Source organism: Micromonospora sp. NPDC002296 (assembly GCF_040296145.1).
Lineage (GTDB): Bacteria > Actinomycetota > Actinomycetes > Mycobacteriales > Micromonosporaceae > Micromonospora.
This window is the reverse complement of the sequence record NZ_JBEOWQ010000013.1, coordinates 57,092-79,429: the sequence shown is the minus strand read 5'-3', so window position 1 is coordinate 79,429 and position 22,338 is coordinate 57,092. Positions and strand designations below refer to the sequence as shown.

The 22,338-nt window shown below is 74.9% G+C and carries 16 protein-coding genes and 2 pseudogenes; 5 read left to right on the top strand and 13 right to left on the bottom strand.

Annotation, left to right across the window (positions count from 1 at the left end):
• Window positions 1–112: 112 nt before the first annotated feature.
• Together ABT023_RS13445 and gltB are read right to left on the bottom strand one after the other, a co-directional pair.
• Complete coding sequence (locus ABT023_RS13445) at window positions 113–1,621, bottom strand: glutamate synthase subunit beta (protein WP_350885019.1); 1,509 nt, start codon at window positions 1,619–1,621, stop codon at window positions 113–115.
• Entirely contained in the window at window positions 1,614–6,299 is a 4,686-nt protein-coding gene (gene gltB / locus ABT023_RS13440; protein WP_350885017.1) for a glutamate synthase large subunit, read from the bottom strand. The genes ABT023_RS13445 and gltB overlap by 8 nt, the downstream gene beginning before the upstream one ends.
• Before the next feature lie 145 nt (window positions 6,300–6,444).
• Between gltB and ABT023_RS13435 the strand changes: the two genes are divergently transcribed.
• Window positions 6,445–7,296 (top strand): GNAT family N-acetyltransferase, encoded by an 852-nt coding sequence (locus tag ABT023_RS13435; RefSeq protein WP_350885014.1) that lies wholly within the window; start codon window positions 6,445–6,447, stop codon window positions 7,294–7,296.
• Between the two features lie 63 nt (window positions 7,297–7,359).
• On the opposite strand, the gene ABT023_RS13430 is transcribed toward ABT023_RS13435, so the two are convergent.
• Genes ABT023_RS13430 through trpC form a run of 5 tightly spaced genes read right to left on the bottom strand, consistent with a single transcriptional unit; the run spans window position 7,360 to window position 12,707 of the window.
• On the bottom strand, window positions 7,360–8,547 hold the full coding sequence (locus ABT023_RS13430) for an FAD-dependent oxidoreductase (RefSeq protein WP_350885011.1): 1,188 nt from the start codon (window positions 8,545–8,547) through the stop codon (window positions 7,360–7,362).
• Window positions 8,548–8,563: 16 nt separating this feature from the next.
• Entirely contained in the window at window positions 8,564–9,772 is a 1,209-nt protein-coding gene (lgt, locus tag ABT023_RS13425) for a prolipoprotein diacylglyceryl transferase (RefSeq protein ID WP_350885008.1), read from the bottom strand.
• Window positions 9,773–9,821: 49 nt separating this feature from the next.
• Window positions 9,822–10,625 carry a tryptophan synthase subunit alpha gene (trpA, locus tag ABT023_RS13420; RefSeq protein ID WP_350885006.1) on the bottom strand — a complete coding sequence of 268 codons (804 nt, stop codon included), beginning with the start codon at window positions 10,623–10,625 and terminating at the stop codon, window positions 9,822–9,824.
• Window positions 10,626–10,629: 4 nt separating this feature from the next.
• The gene (gene trpB / locus ABT023_RS13415; RefSeq protein ID WP_350885004.1) at window positions 10,630–11,862 is read right to left on the bottom strand and encodes a tryptophan synthase subunit beta; all 1,233 of its coding nucleotides are present in this window, start codon (window positions 11,860–11,862) and stop codon (window positions 10,630–10,632) included.
• Between the two features lie 41 nt (window positions 11,863–11,903).
• Window positions 11,904–12,707, bottom strand: a complete 804-nt coding sequence (trpC, locus tag ABT023_RS13410) for an indole-3-glycerol phosphate synthase TrpC (RefSeq protein ID WP_350885002.1) — start codon at window positions 12,705–12,707, stop codon at window positions 11,904–11,906.
• A 524-nt stretch (window positions 12,708–13,231) separates the two neighbouring features.
• Between trpC and ABT023_RS13405 the strand changes: the two genes are divergently transcribed.
• Window positions 13,232–13,489, top strand: a complete 258-nt coding sequence (locus ABT023_RS13405) for a hypothetical protein (RefSeq protein WP_350885000.1) — start codon at window positions 13,232–13,234, stop codon at window positions 13,487–13,489.
• A 7-nt stretch (window positions 13,490–13,496) separates the two neighbouring features.
• Here the strand turns inward: ABT023_RS13405 and ABT023_RS13400 are convergent, their stop codons facing one another.
• From ABT023_RS13400 to ABT023_RS13385, 4 genes and pseudogenes are all read right to left on the bottom strand, one after another.
• Window positions 13,497–14,030, bottom strand: a complete 534-nt coding sequence (locus ABT023_RS13400; protein WP_350885147.1) for a Trp biosynthesis-associated membrane protein — start codon at window positions 14,028–14,030, stop codon at window positions 13,497–13,499.
• 77 nt (window positions 14,031–14,107) lie between these two features.
• Window positions 14,108–15,661, bottom strand: a complete 1,554-nt coding sequence (locus ABT023_RS13395; RefSeq protein ID WP_350884998.1) for an anthranilate synthase component I — start codon at window positions 15,659–15,661, stop codon at window positions 14,108–14,110.
• Complete coding sequence (hisI, locus tag ABT023_RS13390; protein WP_350885145.1) at window positions 15,658–16,095, bottom strand: phosphoribosyl-AMP cyclohydrolase; 438 nt, start codon at window positions 16,093–16,095, stop codon at window positions 15,658–15,660. The genes ABT023_RS13395 and hisI overlap by 4 nt, the downstream gene beginning before the upstream one ends.
• 186 nt (window positions 16,096–16,281) lie before the next feature.
• Window positions 16,282–17,235: pseudogene (locus ABT023_RS13385) on the bottom strand (nucleotidyltransferase domain-containing protein); the annotation flags it as partial.
• Between the two features lie 25 nt (window positions 17,236–17,260).
• On the opposite strand from ABT023_RS13385, the pseudogene ABT023_RS13380 reads away from it, so the two are divergent.
• The 3 genes and pseudogenes from ABT023_RS13380 to ABT023_RS13370 form a co-directional block, all read left to right on the top strand.
• A pseudogene (locus ABT023_RS13380) lies at window positions 17,261–17,989 on the top strand (ABC transporter ATP-binding protein); the annotation flags it as partial.
• Between the two features lie 68 nt (window positions 17,990–18,057).
• Entirely contained in the window at window positions 18,058–18,813 is a 756-nt protein-coding gene (locus ABT023_RS13375) for an ABC transporter permease (protein ID WP_350884996.1), read from the top strand.
• A 46-nt stretch (window positions 18,814–18,859) separates the two neighbouring features.
• On the top strand, window positions 18,860–19,453 hold the full coding sequence (locus tag ABT023_RS13370; RefSeq protein WP_350884993.1) for a TetR/AcrR family transcriptional regulator: 594 nt from the start codon (window positions 18,860–18,862) through the stop codon (window positions 19,451–19,453).
• A gap of 117 nt (window positions 19,454–19,570) precedes the next feature.
• Here the strand turns inward: ABT023_RS13370 and ABT023_RS13365 are convergent, their stop codons facing one another.
• Together ABT023_RS13365 and ABT023_RS13360 are read right to left on the bottom strand one after the other, a co-directional pair.
• A complete protein-coding gene (locus tag ABT023_RS13365; RefSeq protein WP_350885143.1) occupies window positions 19,571–20,323 on the bottom strand; it encodes a DUF2470 domain-containing protein in 753 nt (250 codons plus the stop codon).
• A 103-nt stretch (window positions 20,324–20,426) separates the two neighbouring features.
• A complete protein-coding gene (locus ABT023_RS13360; protein WP_350884990.1) occupies window positions 20,427–22,208 on the bottom strand; it encodes an ABC transporter ATP-binding protein in 1,782 nt (593 codons plus the stop codon).
• Window positions 22,209–22,338 lie beyond the last annotated feature (130 nt).

Below are 22,338 nucleotides of genomic sequence, written 5' to 3'. Positions count from 1 at the left end.
GGCCCCCGGACCGTGGACGGTTCGCGTCAGCCCGCGACGCGAAGTGTCCACGGTCTACGCGCGCGGGGCCGGCGGGCCGGGACGCGGGTCCCGGCCCGACAAGCGAGCTCCGTCAGCGGGCGGCCAGGGGCTGCCGCGCGGGGTCGACCGGGGCGGGCAGCTCGCCCACCCCGCCGAGGTACGCGTGGATCGCGGCGGCCGCCGCACGCCCCTCGGCGATCGCCCAGACGATCAGCGAGGCGCCCCGGTGCATGTCGCCGGCGACGAAGACGCCGTCGGCGTCGGTCTGCCAGTCCGGCCGGGCGTCGATCGCGCCCCGACCGTTGCGGGCCACCCCGAACTGCTCCAGCAGCGGCTGTCGCTCGGTGCCCTCGAAGCCGATCGCCAGCAGCACCAGATCCGCCGGGAGTTCCCGCTCCGAGCCGGGCAGCGGGGTGACGATCCGTCGGCCGTCGCGTTTCTCGACGGTCACCTCGGCGATCCGCACCGCCCGTACCTGGCCGGTGCCGTCGTCGACGAACTCCTGCACGGCGGCGGCGAACACCCGGTCGCCGCCCTCCTCGTGGGCGGGGTAGTTGCGCAGCAGCCACGGCCAGGTCGGCCACGGGTCCCGGTCGGCGTCGCGGGAGTGCGGCGGCTCCGGGTACAGGTCGAGCTGATGCACCCCGGCCGTGCCCTGGCGGTGGGCCACGCCGAGGCAGTCCGCCGCGGTGTCGCCGCCGCCGATGATCACCACGTGCTTGCCGGCCGCGTCGATCGGGGTGCCGTCGGGCAGCACGGCGAGCGCCGCCTTGCCCTCGCCGGCCGCCGCGACCACCCGGTTCGCCGCGACCAGGTGCGTCATCGCCTGGTGGACGCCGCGCAGTTCCCGCCCCGGGGTCTCGGGGGTGTCCCGGCCCTGGAGCGCGCCGCAGGCGAGCAGCACCGCGTCGTGCGCCTCGCGTAGCTGCTCGGCGGTCACGTCGACGCCGACGTTCACCCCCGTGCGGAACCGCACGCCCTCGGCCGCCAACTGGGCCTGCCGCCGGTCGACGTGCTGCTTCTCCAGCTTGAAGTCGGGGATGCCGTACCGGAGCAGGCCGCCGATCGCGTCGTCGCGCTCGTACACGGTCACGGCGTGGCCGGCGCGGGCGAGCTGCTGGGCGGCGGCCAGGCCGGCGGGACCGGAGCCGACCACGGCGACCGACCGGCCGGTCGGGGCCGCCGGCGGGCGGGGTTCCAGCCCGCCCCGGTTCACCGCCGCGTCGGCGATCTCCACCTCGACCTGCTTGATGGTGACCGGGTCGCCGCCACCGATGCCGAGTACGCAGGCGGCCTCGCACGGGGCCGGACAGAGCCGGCCGGTGAACTCGGGGAAGTTGTTGGTGGCGTGCAGCGACTCCACCGCCGCGTCCCAGCTACCGGTCCGGACCAGGTCGTTCCAGTCCGGGATGCGGTTGCCCAGCGGGCAGCCGTCGTGGCAGAACGGGATGCCGCAGTCCATGCACCGGGTGGCCTGCTCGCGGACGAGGTCCTCGCCGGCCGGCGGGTACACCTCCCGCCAGTCGCTGATCCGCACCGGCACCGGGCGGCGTGCGGGCAACCGCCGGTTGTAACGCAGGAAACCGTTCGGGTCAGGCACGAGCCACCTCCTGGGCGACCGCCCGCGGGGCGGGCGGCATGGACGCATCGGAAGGCGCCGACGGGGCGGCTGTCGCCGCCAGCGCGCTCATCACCGCGTCGTCGACGTCACGGCCGGCGGCTTCGGCGGTCCGCATGATCTCCAGCACCCGGCGGTAGTCCCGGGGCACCACGGCGGTGAACTCCTCCACCGCCTCCGGCCAGCGCTTCAGCAGCGCCTCGGCGACCGCCGAGCCGGTCTCGGCGAAGTGCCGGTGCACCAGCTCGTGCAGCCGGTCCCGCTCCTCGTCGCGCAGCGGCGACAGCTCTACCAGCTCCGTGTTGATCCGACGCCGGTCGAGGTTCCAGACGAACGCGGTACCGCCGGACATGCCGGCGGCGAAGTTGCGCCCGGTCTCGCCGAGCACCACCACCGTGCCGCCGGTCATGTACTCGCAGCCGTGGTCGCCGACGCCCTCGACGACCGCCACCGCGCCGGAGTTGCGCACCGCGAACCGCTCACCGACCCGGCCGCGCAGGAAGACCTCGCCCGCGGTGGCCCCGTACAGGATGGTGTTGCCGGCGATGATCTGGTCCTCGGCGCGCTCGCCCGGCATGGCCTCGCCCTCGACGAACGGCGCGGCGGCGTCCGGGCGGACGACGATCCGGCCGCCGGACAGGCCCTTGGCGACGTAGTCGTTGGCGTCGCCGTGCAGGCGCAGGGTGACCCCGCTGGGCAGGAACGCGCCGAACGACTGCCCGGCGGTGCCGCGCAGCAGGAACTCGACGGTGTCGGCGGGCAGGCCGGCCCCGCCGAAGCGGCGGGTGACCTCGCCGCCGAGCATCGCGCCGACGCTGCGGTGCTCGTTGCGCACCGCCACCTCGACCCGCACCGGCGTGCCGTCGGTGAGCGCCGGCCCAGCGAGGGCGATCAGCTCGTTGTCCAGCGCCAGCTCCAGGCCGTGGTCCTGGGCCCGCACGCCGCGCCGGGCGGCGCCGGGTGGCAGCTCCGGCAGGTGCAGGACGCGGCCGAGGTCGAGGTCCCGGGCCTTCCAGTGGTCGACGGCGTCGACGACGTCGAGCAGCTCGGTCTGGCCGATGGCCTCCTCAATGGTGCGCAGGCCCAGTTCGGCGAGGTATCCCCGGACCTCCTCGGCGAGGAAGAGGAAGAAGTTCTCCACGAACTCCGGCTTGCCGGTGAACCGCTCGCGCAGCACCGGGTTCTGGGTGGCGATGCCGACCGGGCAGGTGTCCAGGTGGCAGACCCGCATCATCACGCAGCCCTCGACGATCAGCGGGGCGGTGGCGAAGCCGAACTCCTCGGCACCGAGCAGCGCCGCGACCAGCACGTCCCGGCCGGTCTTGAGCTGGCCGTCGACCTGCACGGTGACCCGGTCGCGGAGCTTGTTGAGCAGCAGGGTCTGCTGCGCCTCGGCCAGCCCCAGCTCCCACGGGGTGCCGGCGTGCTTGAGCGAGTTCAGCGGGGACGCCCCGGTGCCGCCGTCGTGGCCGGAGATCAGGATGACGTCGGCCTTGAGCTTGGCCACGCCGGCCGCGACCGTGCCGACGCCGACCTCGCTGACCAGCTTGACGTGCACCCGGGCGGCCGGGTTGACGCACTTGAGGTCGTGGACGAGCTGGGCCAGGTCCTCGATCGAGTAGATGTCGTGGTGCGGCGGCGGGGAGATCAGGCCGACGCCCGGGGTGGCGTGCCGGGTCCGGGCGATCCACGGCCAGACCTTGTTGCCGGGGAGCTGTCCGCCCTCGCCGGGCTTCGCGCCCTGGGCCATCTTGATCTGGAGGTCGTCGGCGTTGACCAGATATTCGCTGGTCACGCCGAACCGGCCGCTGGCGATCTGCTTCACCGCGGAGCGGCGCCGCGGGTCGTGCAGGCGCTCGACGTCCTCGCCGCCCTCGCCGGTGTTGGACTTGCCGCCGAGGCGGTTCATGGCGATGGCGAGGGTCTCGTGCGCCTCGGCCGAGATGGACCCGTACGACATGGCGCCGGTGGCGAACCGCTTGACGATCTCGGTGGCCGGCTCGACCTCGTCCAGCGGCACCGGCGGGTAAACCCCGGTGCGCAGGGTGAACAGGCCACGCAGCGAGCCGGCCTTCGCGGCCAGCTCGTCGACCTTCGCCGTGTACTGGCGGAACACGTCGTACTGGCGGCTGCGGGTGGCGTGCTGGAGCAGGAAGACCGTCTCCGGGTTGAACAGGTGCAGCTCTCCCTCGCGGCGCCACTGGTACTCGCCGCCGACCTCCAGCCGGTCGGACGCCACGGCGCCCGGCGGCGGCCAGGCCAGCGAGTGCCGGGCGGCCACCTCGGCGTGGATGCCGTCCAGCCCGACGCCGCCGATGGTGCTCGGGGTGCCCCGGAAGTACCGCTGGACGAAGCGGGTGTCCAGGCCGACCGCCTCGAACACCTGCGCCCCGCAGTACGACGAGACGGTCGAGATGCCCATCTTCGACATGATCTTCAGGACGCCCTTGCCGAGCCCCTTGACGTAGTTGCGCACCGCCTTCACCGGGTCCACGCCGACGAGGGCGCCGGTGGCGATCATGTCCTCCACCGACTCGAAGGCCAGGTAAGGGTTGACGGCCGCGGCGCCGTACCCGATCAGCACGGCCGCGTGGTGCACCTCGCGGCAGTCGCCGGACTCGACGATCAGGGCCACCTGGGTGCGGGTCTGCTCGCGGACCAGGTGCTGGTGCACGGCGGCGGTGAGCAGCAGCGACGGGATCGGGGCGAGGTCGGCGTTGGAGTCCCGGTCGGAGAGCACCAGGATGCGTACGCCGTCCTCGATCGCCTCGGAGACGTGCCGGCAGATCTCGATGAGCCGGGCCTTGATGCCGGGCCCGCCGTCGCGGACCCGGTACAGCCCGGAGACCCGCACGGCCTTGAAGCCGGGCAGGTCGCCGTCCTCGTCGATGGAGAGGATCTTGGCCAGCTCGTCGTTGTCGATCACCGGGTGCGGCAGCACGATCTGCCGGCAGCTCGCCGCGCCCGGGTCGAGCAGGTTGCCCTCCGCGCCGATGGTGTGCTGGAGGCTGGTCACCAACTCCTCGCGGATGGCGTCCAGCGGCGGGTTCGTGACCTGGGCGAAGAGCTGGTGGAAGTAGTCGTAGAGCAGCCGGGGCCGGGTGGACAGCGGGGCGATCGGGGTGTCGGTGCCCATCGAGCCGAGCGGCTCGGCACCGGTGCGGGCCATCGGCGCGAGGAGGATCTTCAGCTCCTCCTCCGTGTACCCGAAGGTCTGCTGGCGGCGGCGCACCGAGTCGTGGGTGTAGACGGTGTGCTCGCGCGGCGGCAGGTCGGTCAGGTCGATCAGCCCGGCGTGCAGCCACTCGTCGTACGGCTGCTCGGCGGCCAGCTCCGCCTTGATCTCGTCGTCGGAGACGATCCGGCCGGCGACGGTGTCGACCAGGAACATCTTGCCCGGCTGGAGCCGCCCCTTGGCGACCACGGTGGCCGGGTCGAGGTCGAGCACGCCGGCCTCGCTGCCGAGCACCACCAGCCCGTCGGAGGTGCGCCACCAGCGGCCCGGGCGCAGGCCGTTGCGGTCCAGCACCGCCCCGACGATCTCGCCGTCGGTGAACGCGACCGACGCCGGCCCGTCCCACGGCTCCATCAGGCTGGCGTGGAACCGGTAGAAGGCGCGCTTGTCGGCGCGCATGTCCGGGTCGTTCTCCCACGCCTCGGGGATCATCATCAGCACCGCGTGCGGCAGGCTGCGCCCGGCCAGGTGCAGCAGCTCCAGGACCTCGTCGAAGTTCGCCGAGTCGGAGGCGGCAGGCGTGCAGACCGGGAAGACCCGGCGGATGTTGCCCGGGATGTTCGGGCTGCGCAGCAGCGCCTCGCGGGCCTGCATCCAGTTCCGGTTGCCGCGGATCGTGTTGATCTCGCCGTTGTGGGCGATGATCCGGTACGGGTGGGCCAGCGGCCAGGACGGGAACGTGTTGGTGGAGAACCGGGAGTGCACCAGCGCGATGGCGCTGTCGACCCGCTCGTCGGTCAGGTCGGGGAAGAACTCGGGAAGCTGGTCGGGGGTGAGCATCCCCTTGAACACCATGGTCCGGCCGGACAGCGACGGGAAGTACGCCGGCACGCCCCGCTCGGCGGTCTCCCGCTCGGCCTGCTTGCGCACGCAGAAGGCCACCCGGTCCAGGTCGAGGCCGGACAGCGGGGAGCCGGCCGGGCCGGCCGGGGTGTCGGTGAGCCGGCGCGCGGCGAGGAAGACCTGCCGGACCCGGGGCATCGCCGCGAGCGCGGTCTCGCCGAGACCGCTCGGGTCGGTCGGCACGTCCCGCCAGCCCAGAATCTCCGCGCCCTCGACCAGGGCGTACTTCTCCAGCACCCGGCGGGCGCGGGCCTCGCCGGCGTCATCGGTCGGCAGGAAGACCAGGCCGGTGGCGTACTCGCCGGCGGGCGGCAACGGGAAGTCGACCACGGCGCGCAGATACGCGTCCGGTACCTGGATCATGATGCCGGCGCCGTCGCCGGTGTTGTGCTCCGCGCCCCGGGCGCCCCGGTGGTCCAGCCGAAGCAGGGCGCCGAGACCGTTGGCCACTACCGCGTGGGAGCGCCGGCCGTGGAGGTCCGCCACGAAGGCCACCCCGCACGCGTCGTGCTCGTGCGCGGGGTCGTAGAGCCCGGTCGCGCGCGGGGCCGACTGCTGGCTGGAAGGGTACGGAAAGGCCACCGGGCCTCCTGTCGTCACTCAGGTTGGATCATGGTCGGGACGACGTCGGCCCTTATGGGTTTATTGAGTCTACGTTAGGGGTTGCGGCGCAAGGCCAGTTCAGATTGATCACACTTCCAGATGCTGAGAACGATAGTCTCGCGCGGTGGATCACGTACGTGTTGATACGACTGCGACGTTCGACCGGCTGGAGCACTTCTACGACGCGGTGCCCCGGGACTCCGCCCGGGCCGAGGAATACGGCCCCCTGGTGCTGTTCGTCCGGGAAGGGGCGGGTTGGCCGTTCTACGCCCGCCCCCGCCTGGACGCCACCGAGCCGCCCTCGCTGGCCGACGTGACCGCCGTACGGGAGCGGCAGCGGGAGCTCGGTATGCCGGAGGCGTTCGAGTGGGTGCACGAGCGCAGCCCGGGCCTGCTGACGGTGGCCCGCTCGGCGGGGCTGGCCGTGCTGGAGGCCCCGCTGATGCTGCTCGACCCGGCCGCGCTGGCCGTTCCCGAGGAGTTCACCGACGTACCGGTGCGGCTGCTGGACCCCGCCGCGCCCGGCTTCGCCGCCGACGTGGCCGCCCGCCGGGCGGTCGCCGCGGTCGGTTTCTCCGCCGCCGGCACCGCCCGGGGCGAGGCCGGCCCGGCGCAGCGGGACGCCGCGGTCACCGAGCTGGACGTGGCGGCGCTGGAGGAGGAGCGGGCCCGGGTCGCCGACGGCCGCCGGCTGTCCGCGCTCGCCGGGACGCCCGCCGAGGGTCCGCTGGCCAGCGGGATGGCGATGCGGGTCGGGGAGGTGGCCGAGATCGCCGGGGTCGCCACCCTGCCGGCGGCCCGCCGCCGGGGCCTCGGCGCGGCGGTCACCGCCGCCCTCGCCCAGGCGTTGCGCGCCGCCGGCACCGACCTGGTGTTCCTCTCCGCCGGCAGCGAGGAGATCGCCCGGGTCTACGTCCGGGTCGGCTTCCGCCGGGTCGGCACCGCCTGCATCGCGGAGCCCGCCGCGCTCATCTGAGCGCACCCCGCCGCCCGGTTGGCCGGCGCCCGCCGCCCGACCGGGGCCCGGGCGGGTGACCGGTCAGGACGGGGGACGCCACTGGGCGGCGACGGAGGCCGCGGTGGAGAGCAGGCGGGGGCTGATGGTGCCCAGGGCGGCGTCCCGGGCCCGCAGGGCGAGCCGGCCCCTGGCCTGGAGCACCGCCGACATCCGCCGGGTCTGCCGGACCACGGTCGCCGCCCGGGGCCGGCGCAGCCGGTCGTAGGTGGCGACGGCGTCCGGGAGGCGGGCCTCGCGCAGCAGCGAGGCGAGGGTGGCGGCGTCCTCGAAGGCCAGGCAGGCGCCCTGGCCCAGGTGCGGGGGCATGGCGTGGGCGGCGTCGCCCAGCAGCACCACCCCGCCCGGCCCGGCCGGGAAAGCGTAGGCGCGGGGCAGTGGGCGCAGCTCGCGGATCTCCTGCTGGACCACGTCGGCCGGGTCGGTGGCGTCGAGCAGCTCGCCGATCGGGGCGGGCCAGCCGGCGTACCAGCGGCGGAGCAGCGCGAGCTGGGTCTCCTGGGACTCCGGCCGGGGCGCGCCGGCCGCGGTGGCCACCCAGTAGATGCCGCCCCGGCTCGACCCGCCGGACGAACCGCGCTCGCCCAGCGAGGCGGCCACGAACCGGTACCCGGCGCCCAGGGTCTCCCCGGCGACCGGTTGGTCCGCCGGCAGCCGGGGCGCCCGGTACCAGGGGATGACCGCCCGCCACGCGGCGCAGCCGGAGCTGACCACCCTCGCCTCGGGGGCCAACTGCCGGCGGATCTCGCTGTCGGTGCCGTCCGCACCGACCACCAGGTCGGCCTCGAAGCGCTGCCGGCCGTCGCCGATCGAGGGCCGCTCACCGGGCTCGGCCCGGACGGTGCGCACCGTCACGCCGGTGCGCAGCTCCACCCGCTCGCCGAGGCCCGCGATCAGCGCGTCGTGCAGATCCTCCTGGTGCACCACCACCGGCATCCGGTCGGCCGGGGTGGGGCGGGGCTGCACCAGCCAGTGCCCGTCGGGCCGGCGTATCCCGCCGTCGGGCAGCGGGGTGGCGATCGCGTCCAGGCCCGCGCCGAGGCCGAGGGCCCGCAGCGCGCGTACCCCGTTGGGCCAGAGCACGACGGCCGTCGGGTCCGGGCGGACCCGGTCGGCGCGCTCCAGCAGGGTGACCTGCCACCCGGACCGGGCGAGCGCGCCGGCGACCGCGAGGCCGCCGATCCCGGCCCCGACCACCACCGCCGTACGCATGCCGCCCCTCCCCCGCTCAGCTCTCCCGGTCGGTGGCGCGCGGGCCGGTCGTGCCGGCCCGCTCGTCGCCCGCCGGCACGTCGCCCGCCTCGCGGTCGTCCGGCGCGGCGTCCCCGGTCGCCCGGGGGTCCGGCGCGGCGGCGTCGTCCGCAGCCGCATCGGGCCCGGCGGGGCCCGGCGTGTCGTCGTCCGCAGCCGCGTCGGGCCCGTCGGGGACCACGCCCGTGTCCTGGTACGCGCGGAACTGTTCCTCGCCCACCACCCGGTACCCCTCCGGGGCCGTCGCCTGCGCACCGGCCTCGCGCTGGGACAGGTCGACCTGGGAGACGTCGCCACCGGTGGCGGCCGGGGCGGGGGTGGGCCCGCCGATCGGGACCAGGTATTCCCGGGGACCACGGACCCGCAGGAAGTAGATCAACGCGCCGACGAAGACCAGGGCGGACGTGAAGACGTTGAGCCGGACGCCGAGGATGTGGGTGGCCTCGTCGGTGCGCATCAGCTCGATCCAGAACCGGCCGGCGGTGTAGCCCATCACGTAGAGCGCGAACGCCCGCCCCTTGCCGAGGCGCAGCTTCCGGTCGAGGAGGAGGACCAGGGCGGCGACGCCGACGTTCCACAGCGCCTCGTAGAGGAAGGTCGGGTGGTACAGCCCGGGGAGCAGCACCGGCTCGCCGTCGACGACCTTCGCGTGGCCGGGGTTGCTCGGGTCCATGTCGTGCACCCGCAGCCCCCAGGGCAGGGTCGTCAGGCCGCCGTAGAGCTCGTTGTTGAACCAGTTGCCGAGCCGGCCCACCGCCTGGGCGAGCGGCAGCCCCGGGGCGAGCGCGTCAGCCACGACGGTGAACGGGATGCCGAGCTGGCGGGCGGCGATCCAGGCGCCGAGCGCCCCGCCGGCCACCGCGCCCCAGATGCCCAGGCCGCCCTCCCAGATGGCGAACGCCTTGAGCGGCTCGCCGCCGTCGCCGAAGTACTTCTCCGGGGAGGTGATCACGTGGTAGATCCGGGCGCCGATGATGCCGGTCGGCACCGCCCAGACGGCGATGTCGAGGACCGCGCCGGGGGCCACGCCGCGCCGGCGCAGCCTCCGCTCGGTGACCACGCAGGCCACCACGATGCCGGCGATGATGCAGAGCGCGTACGCCCGCAGCGGCAGCGGGCCGAGCTGCCAGACGGCCGTGCTGGGGCTCGGCAGGGCCGCCTGGGGAATCGTCGAGGCGAGGGTCACGGGTGCACACGCTACCGCTGTGCACTGCCCCAGCGGCACCCCGGTCGGGTCAGCGACGCGGGTTGCGCACCCCGTCGGCGAGTTCGGCGCTCAGGGCGCGCAGGGCGGCCAGGCCGGCGGCCGGGTCGGGCGCGTCGAGCAGGCAGCGGATCAACGCGCTGCCGACGATCACCCCGTCGGCGTACCCGGCGACCGTGCCGGCCTGCGCGCCGGTGCCGACGCCGAGCCCCACGCCGACCGGCAGGTCGGTGACCTCGCGCAGTCGGGAGACCAGGACGGGGGCCGCGTCGGAGGTCTGCGCCCGGGCGCCGGTGACCCCCATGATCGCGGTGGCGTAGACGAAGCCCCGGCAGTGCTCCACGGTCATCCTCAGCCGCGCGTCCGTGGACGACGGGGAGACCAGGAAGGTGCGGTCCAGCCCGTGCGCGTCCGAGGCGGCCAGCCACTCGTCGGCCTCGTCGGGGATCAGGTCGGGGGTGATCAGGCCCGTGCCGCCGGCCGCGGCCAGGTCCCGGGCGAACGCGTCGACGCCGTACTGCTCGATCGGGTTCCAGTAGGTCATGGTGACCACCGGGGCGCCGGTGGCCGCGACCGCCTCGATGATGCGCAGCGTGTCGGCGACACGGACGCCGCCGGCCAGGGCCATGTCGCTGGCCTTCTGGATCACCGGGCCGTCCATCACCGGGTCGGAGTACGGGATCTCCACCTCGATGACGTCCACCCCCGCGGAGACCATGGCGGTCATCGCGGCGATGCTGCCCTCGACCGTGGGGAAACCGGCCGGCATGCAGCCCACCAGCACGGCCCGCCCGTCGGCCCGGGCCTTGTCGAACGCCACCCCGATGCGGCTCACGTTCTCACTGCTCCTTGTCGAGGATGCCGAAGTACTCGCCGGCGGTGTGCACGTCCTTGTCGCCCCGGCCGGAGAGGTTGACCACGATGACCGGCTCCCGGCCCAGCTCGGCGGCGAGCCCCGGGGCGATCTTCAGCGCGCCGGCGAGCGCGTGCGCGCTCTCGATCGCCGGGATGATGCCCTCGGTGCGGCAGAGCAGCTCGAACGCGGCCATCGCCTCGCGGTCGGTCACCGGCGTGTACGTCGCCCGGCCGCTGTCGTGCAGCCACGCGTGCTCCGGGCCGACGCCCGGGTAGTCCAGGCCGGCCGAGATCGAGTGCGACTCGATCGTCTGCCCGTCGGAGTCCTGGAGCACGTACGTGCGGGTGCCGTGCAGCACCCCGGAGGAGCCGCCGGTGATGCTGGCCGCGTGCCGCCCGGTCTCCATGCCCTCGCCGCCGGCCTCGAAGCCGAACAGCCGCACGCCGGGGTCGCCGACGAAGGCGTGGAAGATGCCCAGCGCGTTGGAGCCGCCGCCGACGCAGGCCGCGACCGCGTCCGGCAGCGCGCCGGTCAGGTCGAGGCACTGCGCGCGGGCCTCCTCGCCGATGCCCCGGACGAAGTCCCGGACCATCTCGGGGAACGGGTGCGGGCCCGCGGCGGTGCCGATCAGGTAGTGGGTGTCGTCGACGTTGGCGACCCAGTCGCGCATCGCCTCGTTCATCGCGTCCTTGAGGGTGCGCGAGCCGGTGGTCACCGGGACGACGGTCGCGCCGAGCATCCGCATCCGCGCCACGTTGAGCGCCTGCCGCCGCGTGTCGACCTCGCCCATGTAGACCACGCAGTCGAGGTCGAACAGGGCGGCGGCGGTCGCGGTGGCCACGCCGTGCTGGCCGGCTCCGGTCTCGGCGATCACCCGCCGCTTGCCCATCCGCTTGGTCAGCAGCGCCTGACCGAGCACGTTGCGCACCTTGTGCGCCCCGGTGTGGTTGAGGTCCTCCCGCTTGAGCAGCACCCGGGCGCCGATCTTCGCCGAGAACCGCTCGGCCGGGTAGAGCAGCGAGGGGGTGCCGGCGTAGCCGCGCAGCAGCCCGTCGAACTCGGCCAGGAACTCCTCGTCGCCCATCGCCTTGCGGTACGCCGCGTCCAGCTCGTCGAGCGCCGCGACGAGCGCCTCCGGGACGAACCGGCCGCCGAACCGGCCGAAGTGACCGGCGGCGTCGGGGAGCCGGCCGGGGGCGGGGGCGTCGGCGCTCATCGCGGTGTCCTCTCGCTGCTGCTTGTAGCCCCGGGCGCGGGTCAGCGCGCCGGGCGGGGCGTGGCCGGGTGGTTGCCGGCGTTGACCAGTCCGGCCACCGCCTCGCGGGGGCTGGACTGGGTGACCAGGCCCTCGCCGACCAGCACGGCGTCGGCGCCGGCCGAGGCGTACCGGATCAGGTCGTGCGGGCCGCGCACGCCGGACTCGGCGATCTTGACGACGCTGCTGGGCAGGCCGGGGGCGATCCGCTCGAACACCGAGCGATCGACCTCCAGCGTACGCAGGTCACGGGCGTTGACCCCGATCACCTGGGCGCCGGCCTCCATGGCCCGGTCGGCCTCCTCCTCGGTGTGCACCTCGACCAGCCCGGTCATCCCGAGGGACTCGATCCGCTCCAGCAGCCCGACCAGGGCGTTCTGCTCCAGCGCGGCGACGATCAGCAGGACCAGGTCGGCGCCGTGCGCGCGGGCCTCGTGTACCTGGTAGCTGGAGACCACGAAGTCCTTGCGCAGTACGGGGACTTTCACCGCGGCCCGGACGGCGGCCAGGTCGTCCAGCGACCCGCCGAACCAGCGCCCCTCGGTGAGCACGCTGATCGCCCGGGCGCCACCGGCCGCGTACTCCGCGGCCAGCTCGGCCGGGTCGGCGATCTCGGCCAGCTGTCCCCTGGACGGCGACGAGCGCTTCACCTCGGCGATCACGGCCACGCCGGGCCGGCGCAGGGCCGCGTACGCGTCCAGCGGCGGGGGCGCGGCGGCGGCCAGTTCGCGGATCCGCTCCAGCGGAACCTGCGCCTGCCGCCGGGCGACGTCCTCTCGGACACCGGCCAGGATCTCGTCGAGCACGCTTCCGGACGCTGCCGGACCGGCCCCGTCCCCCTCCGCGTGCGCATGGTCAGCAGTCACCAACGGACTCCCCTCTCCGGGTGTCATGGGCCGATGCTAGGGGGCGCCACCTGGGACCGGATGCCGGGGGGTATGGCGCTCCTCACGAAATGGGCTGCGGCATAATGCCCGACTTCCGGTGAACGCCGCGTCACACAGCGCCACCACTCCCGTCGATCGCGGTGACCCCGCGGCCGGCGGGTGCGCCGGTCGGCCCATCGACGGGTACCCATTCCCATTCGACCATTGTCGGCCCGCGTCCGCCCTCCGCGCATCTCGGTGGGTGCTGTGACGAAGGTCAAGGCGGAACGGCCCTGTCCAGGTCGCCCGCTCCGGGGGAGAGTTGACGCGCCGGTGACCGGGGCGAAACGTGAGCCGGGCATCGTCTTTCTCGGGCAGACTCGATCACGAGCCTGCCCGGGGCGTCGGGCGACGCGGCGACGCGCAGCCCGAGACCGTCGGAACGATCTTCGTGCGGGGTGACCATGAGCAACGTCGAGCCCAACCCGACCATCCGACTGACCACCATCTCCCGTACCGTCGCGTCGCTCGCCGTCGGGGTGGTGCACACCCTGGAGCGCGCCGTGGTGGGGGACGGCCGGGTCCGTACCGCGCGCGGCAACGCCTGGGAGGCGGTCTGCGCCGACCGGGCCCGCGCCGACCAGCGCGCCGAGCTGGACCGCCTGGTGGCCGAGCTGGTCGCCACCCGGGCCGCCGCCCGCGAGCGCCAGCCGGTCGGCTGACCGCCCGTCAGCCGGCCGTCGGGTCCTCGCCGCGGTCCAGCGCGTCCCACGCCTCGGTGGTGCGCCGCCCGGTCACCGGTCCGGCCGCCGGCCCCGGATCGACGGCGACCCGCCGGGCCGGTCGGTCGTAGCGGGCCCCCATCGCCGGCCAGCCCGCGCCGCGCAGTGCGGTGAGCGCCCCGCCGGCACCGGCGAGCAGCCCGCCGGCCAGGCAGAGCGCCGGCCACTGCCGGCTGACCTCGCCGTCGAACGCGGCGACCAGGCCGTACCCTCCGCCGGCCGCCACGGCGACGCCGAGCGCCAGCAGCAGCACGCCGATCAGCCGGCGCAACACCCCCCGGGTGGCCAGCACCGCGCCGCCGCCGGCCAGCCCGACCACGGCCAGCGCCGACAGCCAGGGCAGCAGCCCCGCCCCGGTGCGCGCCTCGCGCACCGGCGGCAGCGGCGTGGGCCGGACGGTCAGCTCGACCGACCAGGTCCGGGTCGACGCCCACAGCGCCAGGCCCGCCCCGGCCAGGCAGAGCAGCACCGCGTACGTCATCTCGCGCCGGCCCCGCGCGGCCGGTGCGCCCGCCCCGCCGGTGCCCGCTGCGGTTGTCGGGTCAGGTACCGGGCCGGTCACCGGGCCGGCCGGAGGGTCTCGGCGGCGGCGATGGCGGCCAGCACGGCGGCGGCCTTGTTGCGGGTCTCCTGGTCCTCGGCGGCCGGGTCGGAGTCGGCCACCACCCCGGCGCCGGCCTGCACGTACGCCCGGCCGTCGCGGATCAGCGCGGTGCGGATCGCGATCGCCATGTCCAGGTCCCCGCCGAAGTCGAAGTACCCGACGGTGCCGCCGTACAGGCCGCGCCGGACCGGCTCCAGCTGCTCGATGATCTCCATGGCCCGGACCTTCGGCGCACCGGACAGGGTGCCGGCGGGGAAGGTCGCCGCGAGCGCGTCGAAGGCCGTCCGGTCCTCCCGCAGCGTGCCGACCACGGTCGAGACGATGTGCATGACGTGGCTGTACCGCTCGATGGTGGCGAACTCGGACACCTCGACGGTTCCCGGCCGGCAGACCCGGCCCAGGTCGTTGCGGCCCAGGTCGACGAGCATCACGTGCTCGGAGCGCTCCTTCGGGTCGGCGAGCAGTTCGGCGGCGAGCCGGGCGTCCTCCTCCGGGTCGTCGCCGCGCGGGCGGGTGCCGGCGATCGGGTGCAGCAGCGCCCGGCGCTGCCCGTCCGGGCCGGCGCTCACCTTCAGGTGCGCCTCCGGCGACGAGCCGACGACGTCGAAGCCGTCGAAGCGCAGCAGGTACATGTAGGGGCTGGGGTTGGTGGTGCGCAGCACCCGGTACACGTCCAGCGGGTCGGCGTGGGTCGGCCGCTCGAAGCGCTGGGCGAGGACGATCTGGAAGCACTCGCCGGCCCGGATCGCCTCCTTGGCCGCATCGACGGCCTTCGGGTAGCCGCCCTCCTCGGTGCGGCTGACCACGTCGCCGGCCGCCGGCCGGTCGACCGTGGAGATCATCGGCGGGATGGGCCGGGACAGCGCGGTGGTCATCGCGTCCAGCCGCCCCACCGCGTGGTGGTACGCGGCGGAGACCAGGGCCTCGCGGTCCGGCTCGTCCGGCGGCGGGAGCACCGCGTTGGCGATCAGGATCGCCGAGCCGTCGTAGTGGTCGAGGACCACCAGGTCGGTGGCGAGCATCATGCCCAACTCGGGCACGCCGAGGTCGTCCTCGGTCAGCTCGGGCAGCCGCTCGAAGCGGCGGATCAGGTCGTACCCCAGGAAGCCGACCATGCCGCCGGTGAGCGGCGGCATGCCGCTGGCCGGGTCCCAGGCCGGGCCGGCCAGGGCGTTGACCGTCTCGCGCAGCACCCGGACCGGGTCGCCCCCGGTGGGCAGCCCGGTGGGCGGCTGGCCGGTCCAGTACGCGGTCCCGTCCCGCTCCGTGAGCGTCGCGCTGCTGCGCACCCCGATGAACGAGTACCGCGACCAGGCCGACCCGGCCGGGCCGGCGCCCTGCTCGGCGGACTCCAGCAGGAACGTGCCCGGCCCGCCGGCCAGCTTCCGGTACACCCCGACCGGGGTCTCCGCGTCGGCGAGCAGCCGACGGGTGACCGGGACGACCCGCCAGCGGGCCGCCAGGTCGGCGAAGGTGACCCGGTCCGGGCTGACGGATCCGTCGGTCATGAGGGGTCTCCCGGGGTTGAGGTGACCGGAAGCTCCGTGAAGAAGCAGGTCCGCTCGCCGGTGTGGCAGGCCGCGCCCACCTGATCGACGCTGACCAGCAGCGCGTCGCCGTCGCAGTCGAGGGCGACGGAGCGGACGTGCTGGTGGTGGCCGGAGGTGGCGCCCTTGACCCAGTACTCCTGGCGGCTGCGCGACCAGTAGGTGGCCCGGCCGGTGGTGAGGGTGCGGTGCAACGCCTCGTCGTCCATCCAGGCGACCATCAGCACCTCGCCCGTGTCGTGCTGGCGGACCACCGCAGCCACCAGGCCGTCGGGGTTGCGGCGCAGCCGGGCGGCGACGGCCGGGTCGAGCCGGGACGGGCCGGCCGGCGCACCGGCCGCCGACGGGTTCGCAGGGGCGTTGGCGCCGGTCGGCGGCGCGTCAGGTACGGGCACAGTGAGCAATTGTCCCGCACGCGGCGCGGGCACCGGCGACGGCTCCCGTCGCGGCCGTGGTACGGCCGTCGCGACGCCGGTGAGCTGGGCGAGGTAGCGGTCCAGCCGCCCGTCGGCGAGGGCGGCGGCCAGGTCCGCGCCGGCCACCGCGGCGATCTCGTCGGCGTACGGGCGGACCAGCGGGACGGTGCCGGTGACCAGCCGCGCGGCGGCGGCCCAGAGCTGCCCGGTGGAGCCGGGCCGCCCGCCGAGGCAGAGCAGCATGTCGTCGCGGTACCCGGGCGGGGCGACCGGCAGGTCGAGGGCGGCGGCGAACGCGGCCCGCCGGGACACCACCCGCACCGACGGGTTGGCCAGCCGGAGCACGGACGGGCAGAGCCGGGCCAGGTCGGCGGCGGCGAGCCGGACGCCGAGGTGGTCCTCTCGGGCCCGGGCCCCGGCGACCTTACCGAGAGTGGCGATCAGGTCCTCCAGCCGCGGCTCGTCGGCGGGCTGGCAGAGCACCGTCAGGTCGATCCGGTCGCGCCAGTGCTCGTCGGCCCACAGCAGCCGGGTGGGCGTGGTGACCGGCAGCCCGAACGCCCAGTCGGCCGGCTGGGCCAGCCGGGCCAGCCAGGAGCGGACGTCCCGGACCGCCACCGAGACGTGGGTCAGCCGACCGCCGGATTCGGCGAGGTAGGCGCGGCGGGCGGCGTACGGGGCGTTGATCGGCGGGACGGCCGACCGGGGCGGTGCCCCGTCGGTGACGAGCACGTCGAGGTCGACGTCGCTGTGCGCCGTGGCGGCTCGTCGGGCGTGGCTGCCGCGCAACAGGATGCCGACGACGGGCCGCTCGGCCCCCTGCCGCAGCCGCGCGGCCCAGTCGTCGAGGAACCCACTTTCAGGTGACGCAGCGTGACCCACCGCGCCATCGTGCCGTACGCCCGTTCGGGGCGCAATGCCCGATGGCGGACTGGCTGTCCGGATCAGAAGGCTAGTGCCCGGTCCGAAGGCTAGTGCCCGGTCGTTCTCATTCCTGCCCCGGGGCCCCTTTCGCCGGCCACGGGCCGGGGCGCCACGCGGAGCGCGATGCCGCTGGGAACGCGTGCGCGGCCGACCCCGGTTGTGCGTGGGGAGCAATTCATCTAGCGTTGATTTCATTAGGTGATGAAATCTGGAGGTGACGATGGACCACGCGATCGCAGTCCGCGACCTGGTCGTGGACCGTGGCCGGCGGCGGGTGCTGCACGGCGTGAGCTGCGCGGTGCCGCGCGGCTCGGTGACCGGGCTGCTCGGGCCGAGCGGCAGCGGCAAGACCACCCTGATGCGGGCCGTCGTCGGCGTGCAGACCGTCCGCTCCGGCTCGGTGACCGTGCTCGGCCGCCCGGCCGGCTCGGCGCCGCTGCGCAGCCGGGTCGGCTACCTGACCCAGGCGCCCAGCGTGTACGCCGACCTCACCGTCCGGGAGAACGCCCGCTACTTCGCCGTCCTGCAGGGCCGGGGCCGGGCCGAGGCGGACCGGTCGGTGGCCGACGTCGGGCTGGCGGAGGCGGCCGGGCAGCTCGTCGGCACCCTCTCCGGCGGCCAGCGCAGCCGGGCGTCGCTGGCCTGCGCCCTGGTCGGCGAGCCGGAGCTGATCGTCCTCGACGAGCCGACCGTCGGGCAGGACCCGGTGCTGCGCGCCGACCTGTGGGCCCGGTTCCACGCCCTCGCCGCGGCCGGGACGACCCTGCTGGTGTCCAGCCACGTGATGGACGAGGCGGCCCGTTGCGACCGGCTGCTGCTGATCCGCGAGGGCCGGCTGATCGCCGACGACACCCCGGACGCGGTCCGCGCCGCCACCGGGGTCGACGACCTCGACGAGGCGTTCCTGCGCCTGATCCGGGCCGGCGGCACGGCCGGGACCACGGCCGACCGCACGAGCCGTTCCACCGGCCCGGACGGGGACACGTCGCGGCCGGGCGGCCCGGACGGGGGTGCGTCGTGAGCCCGCGCATCCTGGCCGCCACCACCGGGCGCATCCTGCGCCAGCTCCGGCACGACCGGCGCACCGTCGCCCTGCTCGTGGTGGTGCCGGCGCTGCTGCTCACCCTCGTCCACTTCATGTATGCCGATCAGCCCACCCCACCCGGCGGGCCGAGCATGTTCGACCGGGTGGCGCTGGTGCTGCTCGGCATCTTCCCGTTCGTGATCATGTTCCTGGTGACCAGCATCGCGATGCTGCGCGAGCGCACCTCCGGCACCCTGGAGCGGCTGCTCACCACCCCGCTCGGCCGGCTCGACCTGCTGTTCGGCTACGGCATCGCGTTCGGCGTCGCCGCCGCCGGGCAGGCCGCGATCGCCGCGGCCGTGGCGTACTGGGTGTTCGGGCTGACCACCGCCGGCAGCAGCGCCCTGGTCATCGGGATCGCGGTGGTCAACGCGGTGCTCGGGGTGGCCCTCGGGCTGTTCTGCAGCGCGTTCGCCCGCACCGAGTTCCAGGCCGTACAGTTCATGCCGGTCGTGGTGATCCCCCAGCTGCTGCTCTGCGGGCTCTTCGTCGCCCGCGACGAGATGGCCGGCTGGCTCCAGGCGGTCAGCTACGCCCTCCCCCTGTCGTACGCGGTCGAGGCGTTGCAGGAGGTCGGCGCGCACGCCGAACCGACCGGCACGATGTGGCGGGACCTCGGGGTGGTGGCCGGCGCGGTGGTGCTGGCGCTGGTGCTCGCCGCGGCCACCCTGCGCCGGCGCAGCGGCTGAGCCGCCGGGGGCGGACGGCACGACGACGGACGAGGGAAGGGCGGCGATGGCGCGGCGGACCGGTCGACGACCCGGCAACCCGGACACCCGGGAGGCGATCCTCGACGCGGCCCGGGCCGCATTCGCGGAGCGGGGCTTCGACGCGACCTCGATCCGGTCGATCGCCGGGGCGGCGGGGGTGGACCCGGCGCTGGTGCACCACTACTTCGGCACCAAGGACCAGCTCTTCCTGTCCTCGATGGACGCCCCGGTCGACCCCGGCGAGCTGTTCCCCCGGGTGCTCGGCGGGGACGCCGACGGCGTCGGCGAGCGGCTGGTCCGCACGTTCCTGGAGATCTGGGACTCCCCGGCGGGCGCCGGTGCCGTGGCCCTGCTGCGATCCGGGGTGAGCAACGAGTGGACCGCCCGGCTGCTGCGCGAGTTCCTGGTCACGCAGGTGCTGCGCCGGGTCCTGGACCACCTCGACGTCGACCCGGCCGAGCGCCCGCTGCGCGGGTCGCTGGTGGCCACCCAGATGATCGGGCTGGCCATGATGCGGCACGTGATCCGGCTGGAGCCGGTCGCCTCCGCGCCGGCGGAGACCCTGGTCGCCGCGATCGCCCCCACGGTCCAGCGATACCTGTGCGGCGACCTCTCGTAGGTCCCCGGTCGACGCCGCCGGCGGAGCTGGTCCCCCGCCCGCGCCGGGACGCGGGCGGTCACGGGTGCGGCGGTCACGGGTGCGGCGGTCGCGGCGGACTCGGGTGCGGCGGGCCGGTCAGGCGGGGCCGGTCGGGCGGGGTGACTCGGCGTGCCGGAAGAACACGGGGTGCAGCAGCCGGGCCAGCTCGCCGTGGTCGGCCACCGGGCTCGGGAACGCCAACCGGGCCCGTCGTCGCGCGCCGGGGGAACCGAAGGAGACCACCAGGCCGTACCGGTCGACCCGCACCACCCGGGGCGGGTCGACCCGGGCCGCGTCGACCAGGCCGAGCTGCCGCCGGACGTACGCCGTCATCTCCCGGCCGTGGTGCACGGTGAGCTCGGCCAGCAGCTCCGCCTCCACCGGGTGCAGCGGGTCCGGCTCGGCCTCCGCGTACGCCAGCGGGTCGATCCGGAGCAGTCCGTCGGGGCGCTCCAGGCGGGCCTCGGCCACCTCGAAGCGGTACAGCCGGAACCGGGTGCCGACGTCGAGCAGGTCTCCCGTCGGGTCCACCCCGGCGTAGTCCAGCGCGGCGCGGCGGGCGGCGTCGCCGTGCAGCGCGGCCGCCCAGCCGGAGACCCAGGCCCGACCGAGCGACGGGGCGCCGGCAGCCGGCGGCAGGTCCAGCACGTCGAGCGCCACGGCGACGTCGTCGCCCGGCGGCAGCGCCGCCGCGAGGTCGCTGTGCACCGGTACGAGCAGCAGCACCCGGCCCTCGGCGTCGGTGACGTGCCGGACGTGGAACGGGCCGGGCCGCTGGGCGAGGTAGGCCAGGCCCGGCAGCCGGCCGGCGGCCAGGGTCCGGACGATCTCGGCGGGACTGGGCCGCAGGGCGGTGCTGGGGCGCATGACCCACCTCCGAAGGTTAGGCTTACCTAAGTAGCACGGTAGACCACCCGCGCCCCCACGTCCACCGCCTTGCCGTTCCGGCCGGTCAGCGGGTCTGCTCCAGCCAGGAGGCGTAGAGCAGCCCGTAGACCGAGTCCGGCTCGCGGACCAGCTCGTCGTGCGGGCCGCGCTGCACGATCCGGCCCCGATCCACCACGATCACCTCGTCCGCGGCCTGCGCCGTGGAGAGCCGGTGCGCGATCGCGAGGGTGGTCCGGCCCCGGGTCACCGCGTCCAGGGCGCGCTGCAGGCGAACCTCGGTGGCCGGGTCGACCGCGCTGGTCGCCTCATCCAGCACCAACAGGTCAGGGTCGGCGACGTACGCCCGCGCCAGCGCCACGAGCTGCCGCTCCCCCACGCTCAACGCCTCGCCGCGCTCGCCGACCGGGGTGTCCAGCCCGGTGGGCAGCCCGTCCAGCCAGTCCACCAGCCCCAGCTCGGTGAAGGCTGCCGTCAGCTCGGCGTCGGTCAGCTCCGGCCGGGCGAACCGGACGTTCTCCCCGACAGTGGCGTCGAAGAGGAAGCCGTCCTGCGGGACCATCACCACCCGCGCGCGCAGCGAGGCGAACCGGACCTGCGGCAGCGGCACCCCGGACAGCAGCACCTCGCCACCGGTCGGATCCATCAGCCGGGTGAGCAGCTTGGCGAAGGTGGTCTTGCCGCTGCCCGTCTCCCCCACCACGGCCACCCGGCTCTTCGCCGAGATCTCCAGGCTGACGTCGTGCAGCACCGGCGGGCCACCCGGATAGGCGAAACCCACCCCGGCGAAGCGGATGTCCAGCGGGCCGGCCGGCAGCTCCCGCCCCCGCTCGCCCGGGTCGGCCACGTCCGGGACGACGTCCAGCACGTCGAGCACCCGCCGCCAGCCGGCGATCGCGTTCTGCGCCTCGTTGAGCACCTCGGTGGCGATCTGCACCGGCTGGATGAACAACGTCACCAGGAACAGGAACGCCGTGAGCTGACCGACCGACAGCGTGCCGTCCACCCCGAGGGTGACCCCGAGGACGACGACGCCGGCCAGCGCCAACCCGGCCGCCAGCTCCCCCACCGAGCTGCCCAGGATGCTGATCCGGATCGCCCGCTGCTGGGCCTGCCGCTGCCCCTCGATCGCCACGTCCAGCCGACGGGCCGTCCGCCCCGCGATCCCGTACGCCCGGATCACCGGCGCCCCCACCACGCTCTCGGCGATCGTCCCGAGCAGCGTCCCCATCCGCTGCCGGACCACCCCGTACGCCCCGGCGAGGCGGCGCTGGAGCAGCCGGATCACCAGCACCGCCGGCGCGAACGCGGCGAGCACCACCAGGGTGAGCTGCCACGAGTACGCCAGCATCACCGCCGTGGTCACCGCGAGCTGACCGAGGTTGACGATCAGGATCACCCCGCCCCACTGGAGGAACTGGGTGATCTGGTCGACGTCGCTGGTCACCCGGGAGACCAGGGAGCCGCGCCGCTCGGACTGCTGGTGCAGCATCGACAGGTCGTGCACGTGCCGGAACGCCCGGGTACGCACGTTGGCCAGGGCGGTCTCGCTGACCGTGAACAGCCGCCGCATCATCAGGTACCCGCAGGTGGTGGTCACCACCAACACGGCGGCGGCAACCGCCACCACCGTCCAGACCACATCCAGGTCGAGCCCACCGACGATGCCCTTGTCGATGCCCTGCTGCACGGCCACCGGCACGGCCACCCGGCCGACCATGTAGACCAGCGCCAGGGCGAGCGTGCCGGCCAGGCCGGCGCGCAGCTCCGGGGAGAGGGCCAGCCCTCGCCGCAGGGTCTGCCAGGTGCTCTCCCCCGCGGGGCTCGCGGGCTCACTCCTCGCGCTCACCCTGCCACCTTCGTTCGCGACTGCGGGGCTCGCAGGCTCACTCCTCGCGCTCACCCTGCCACCTTCGTTCGCGACTGCGGGGCTCGCAGGCTCACTCCTCGCGCTCACCCTGCCACCTTCGTTCGCGACA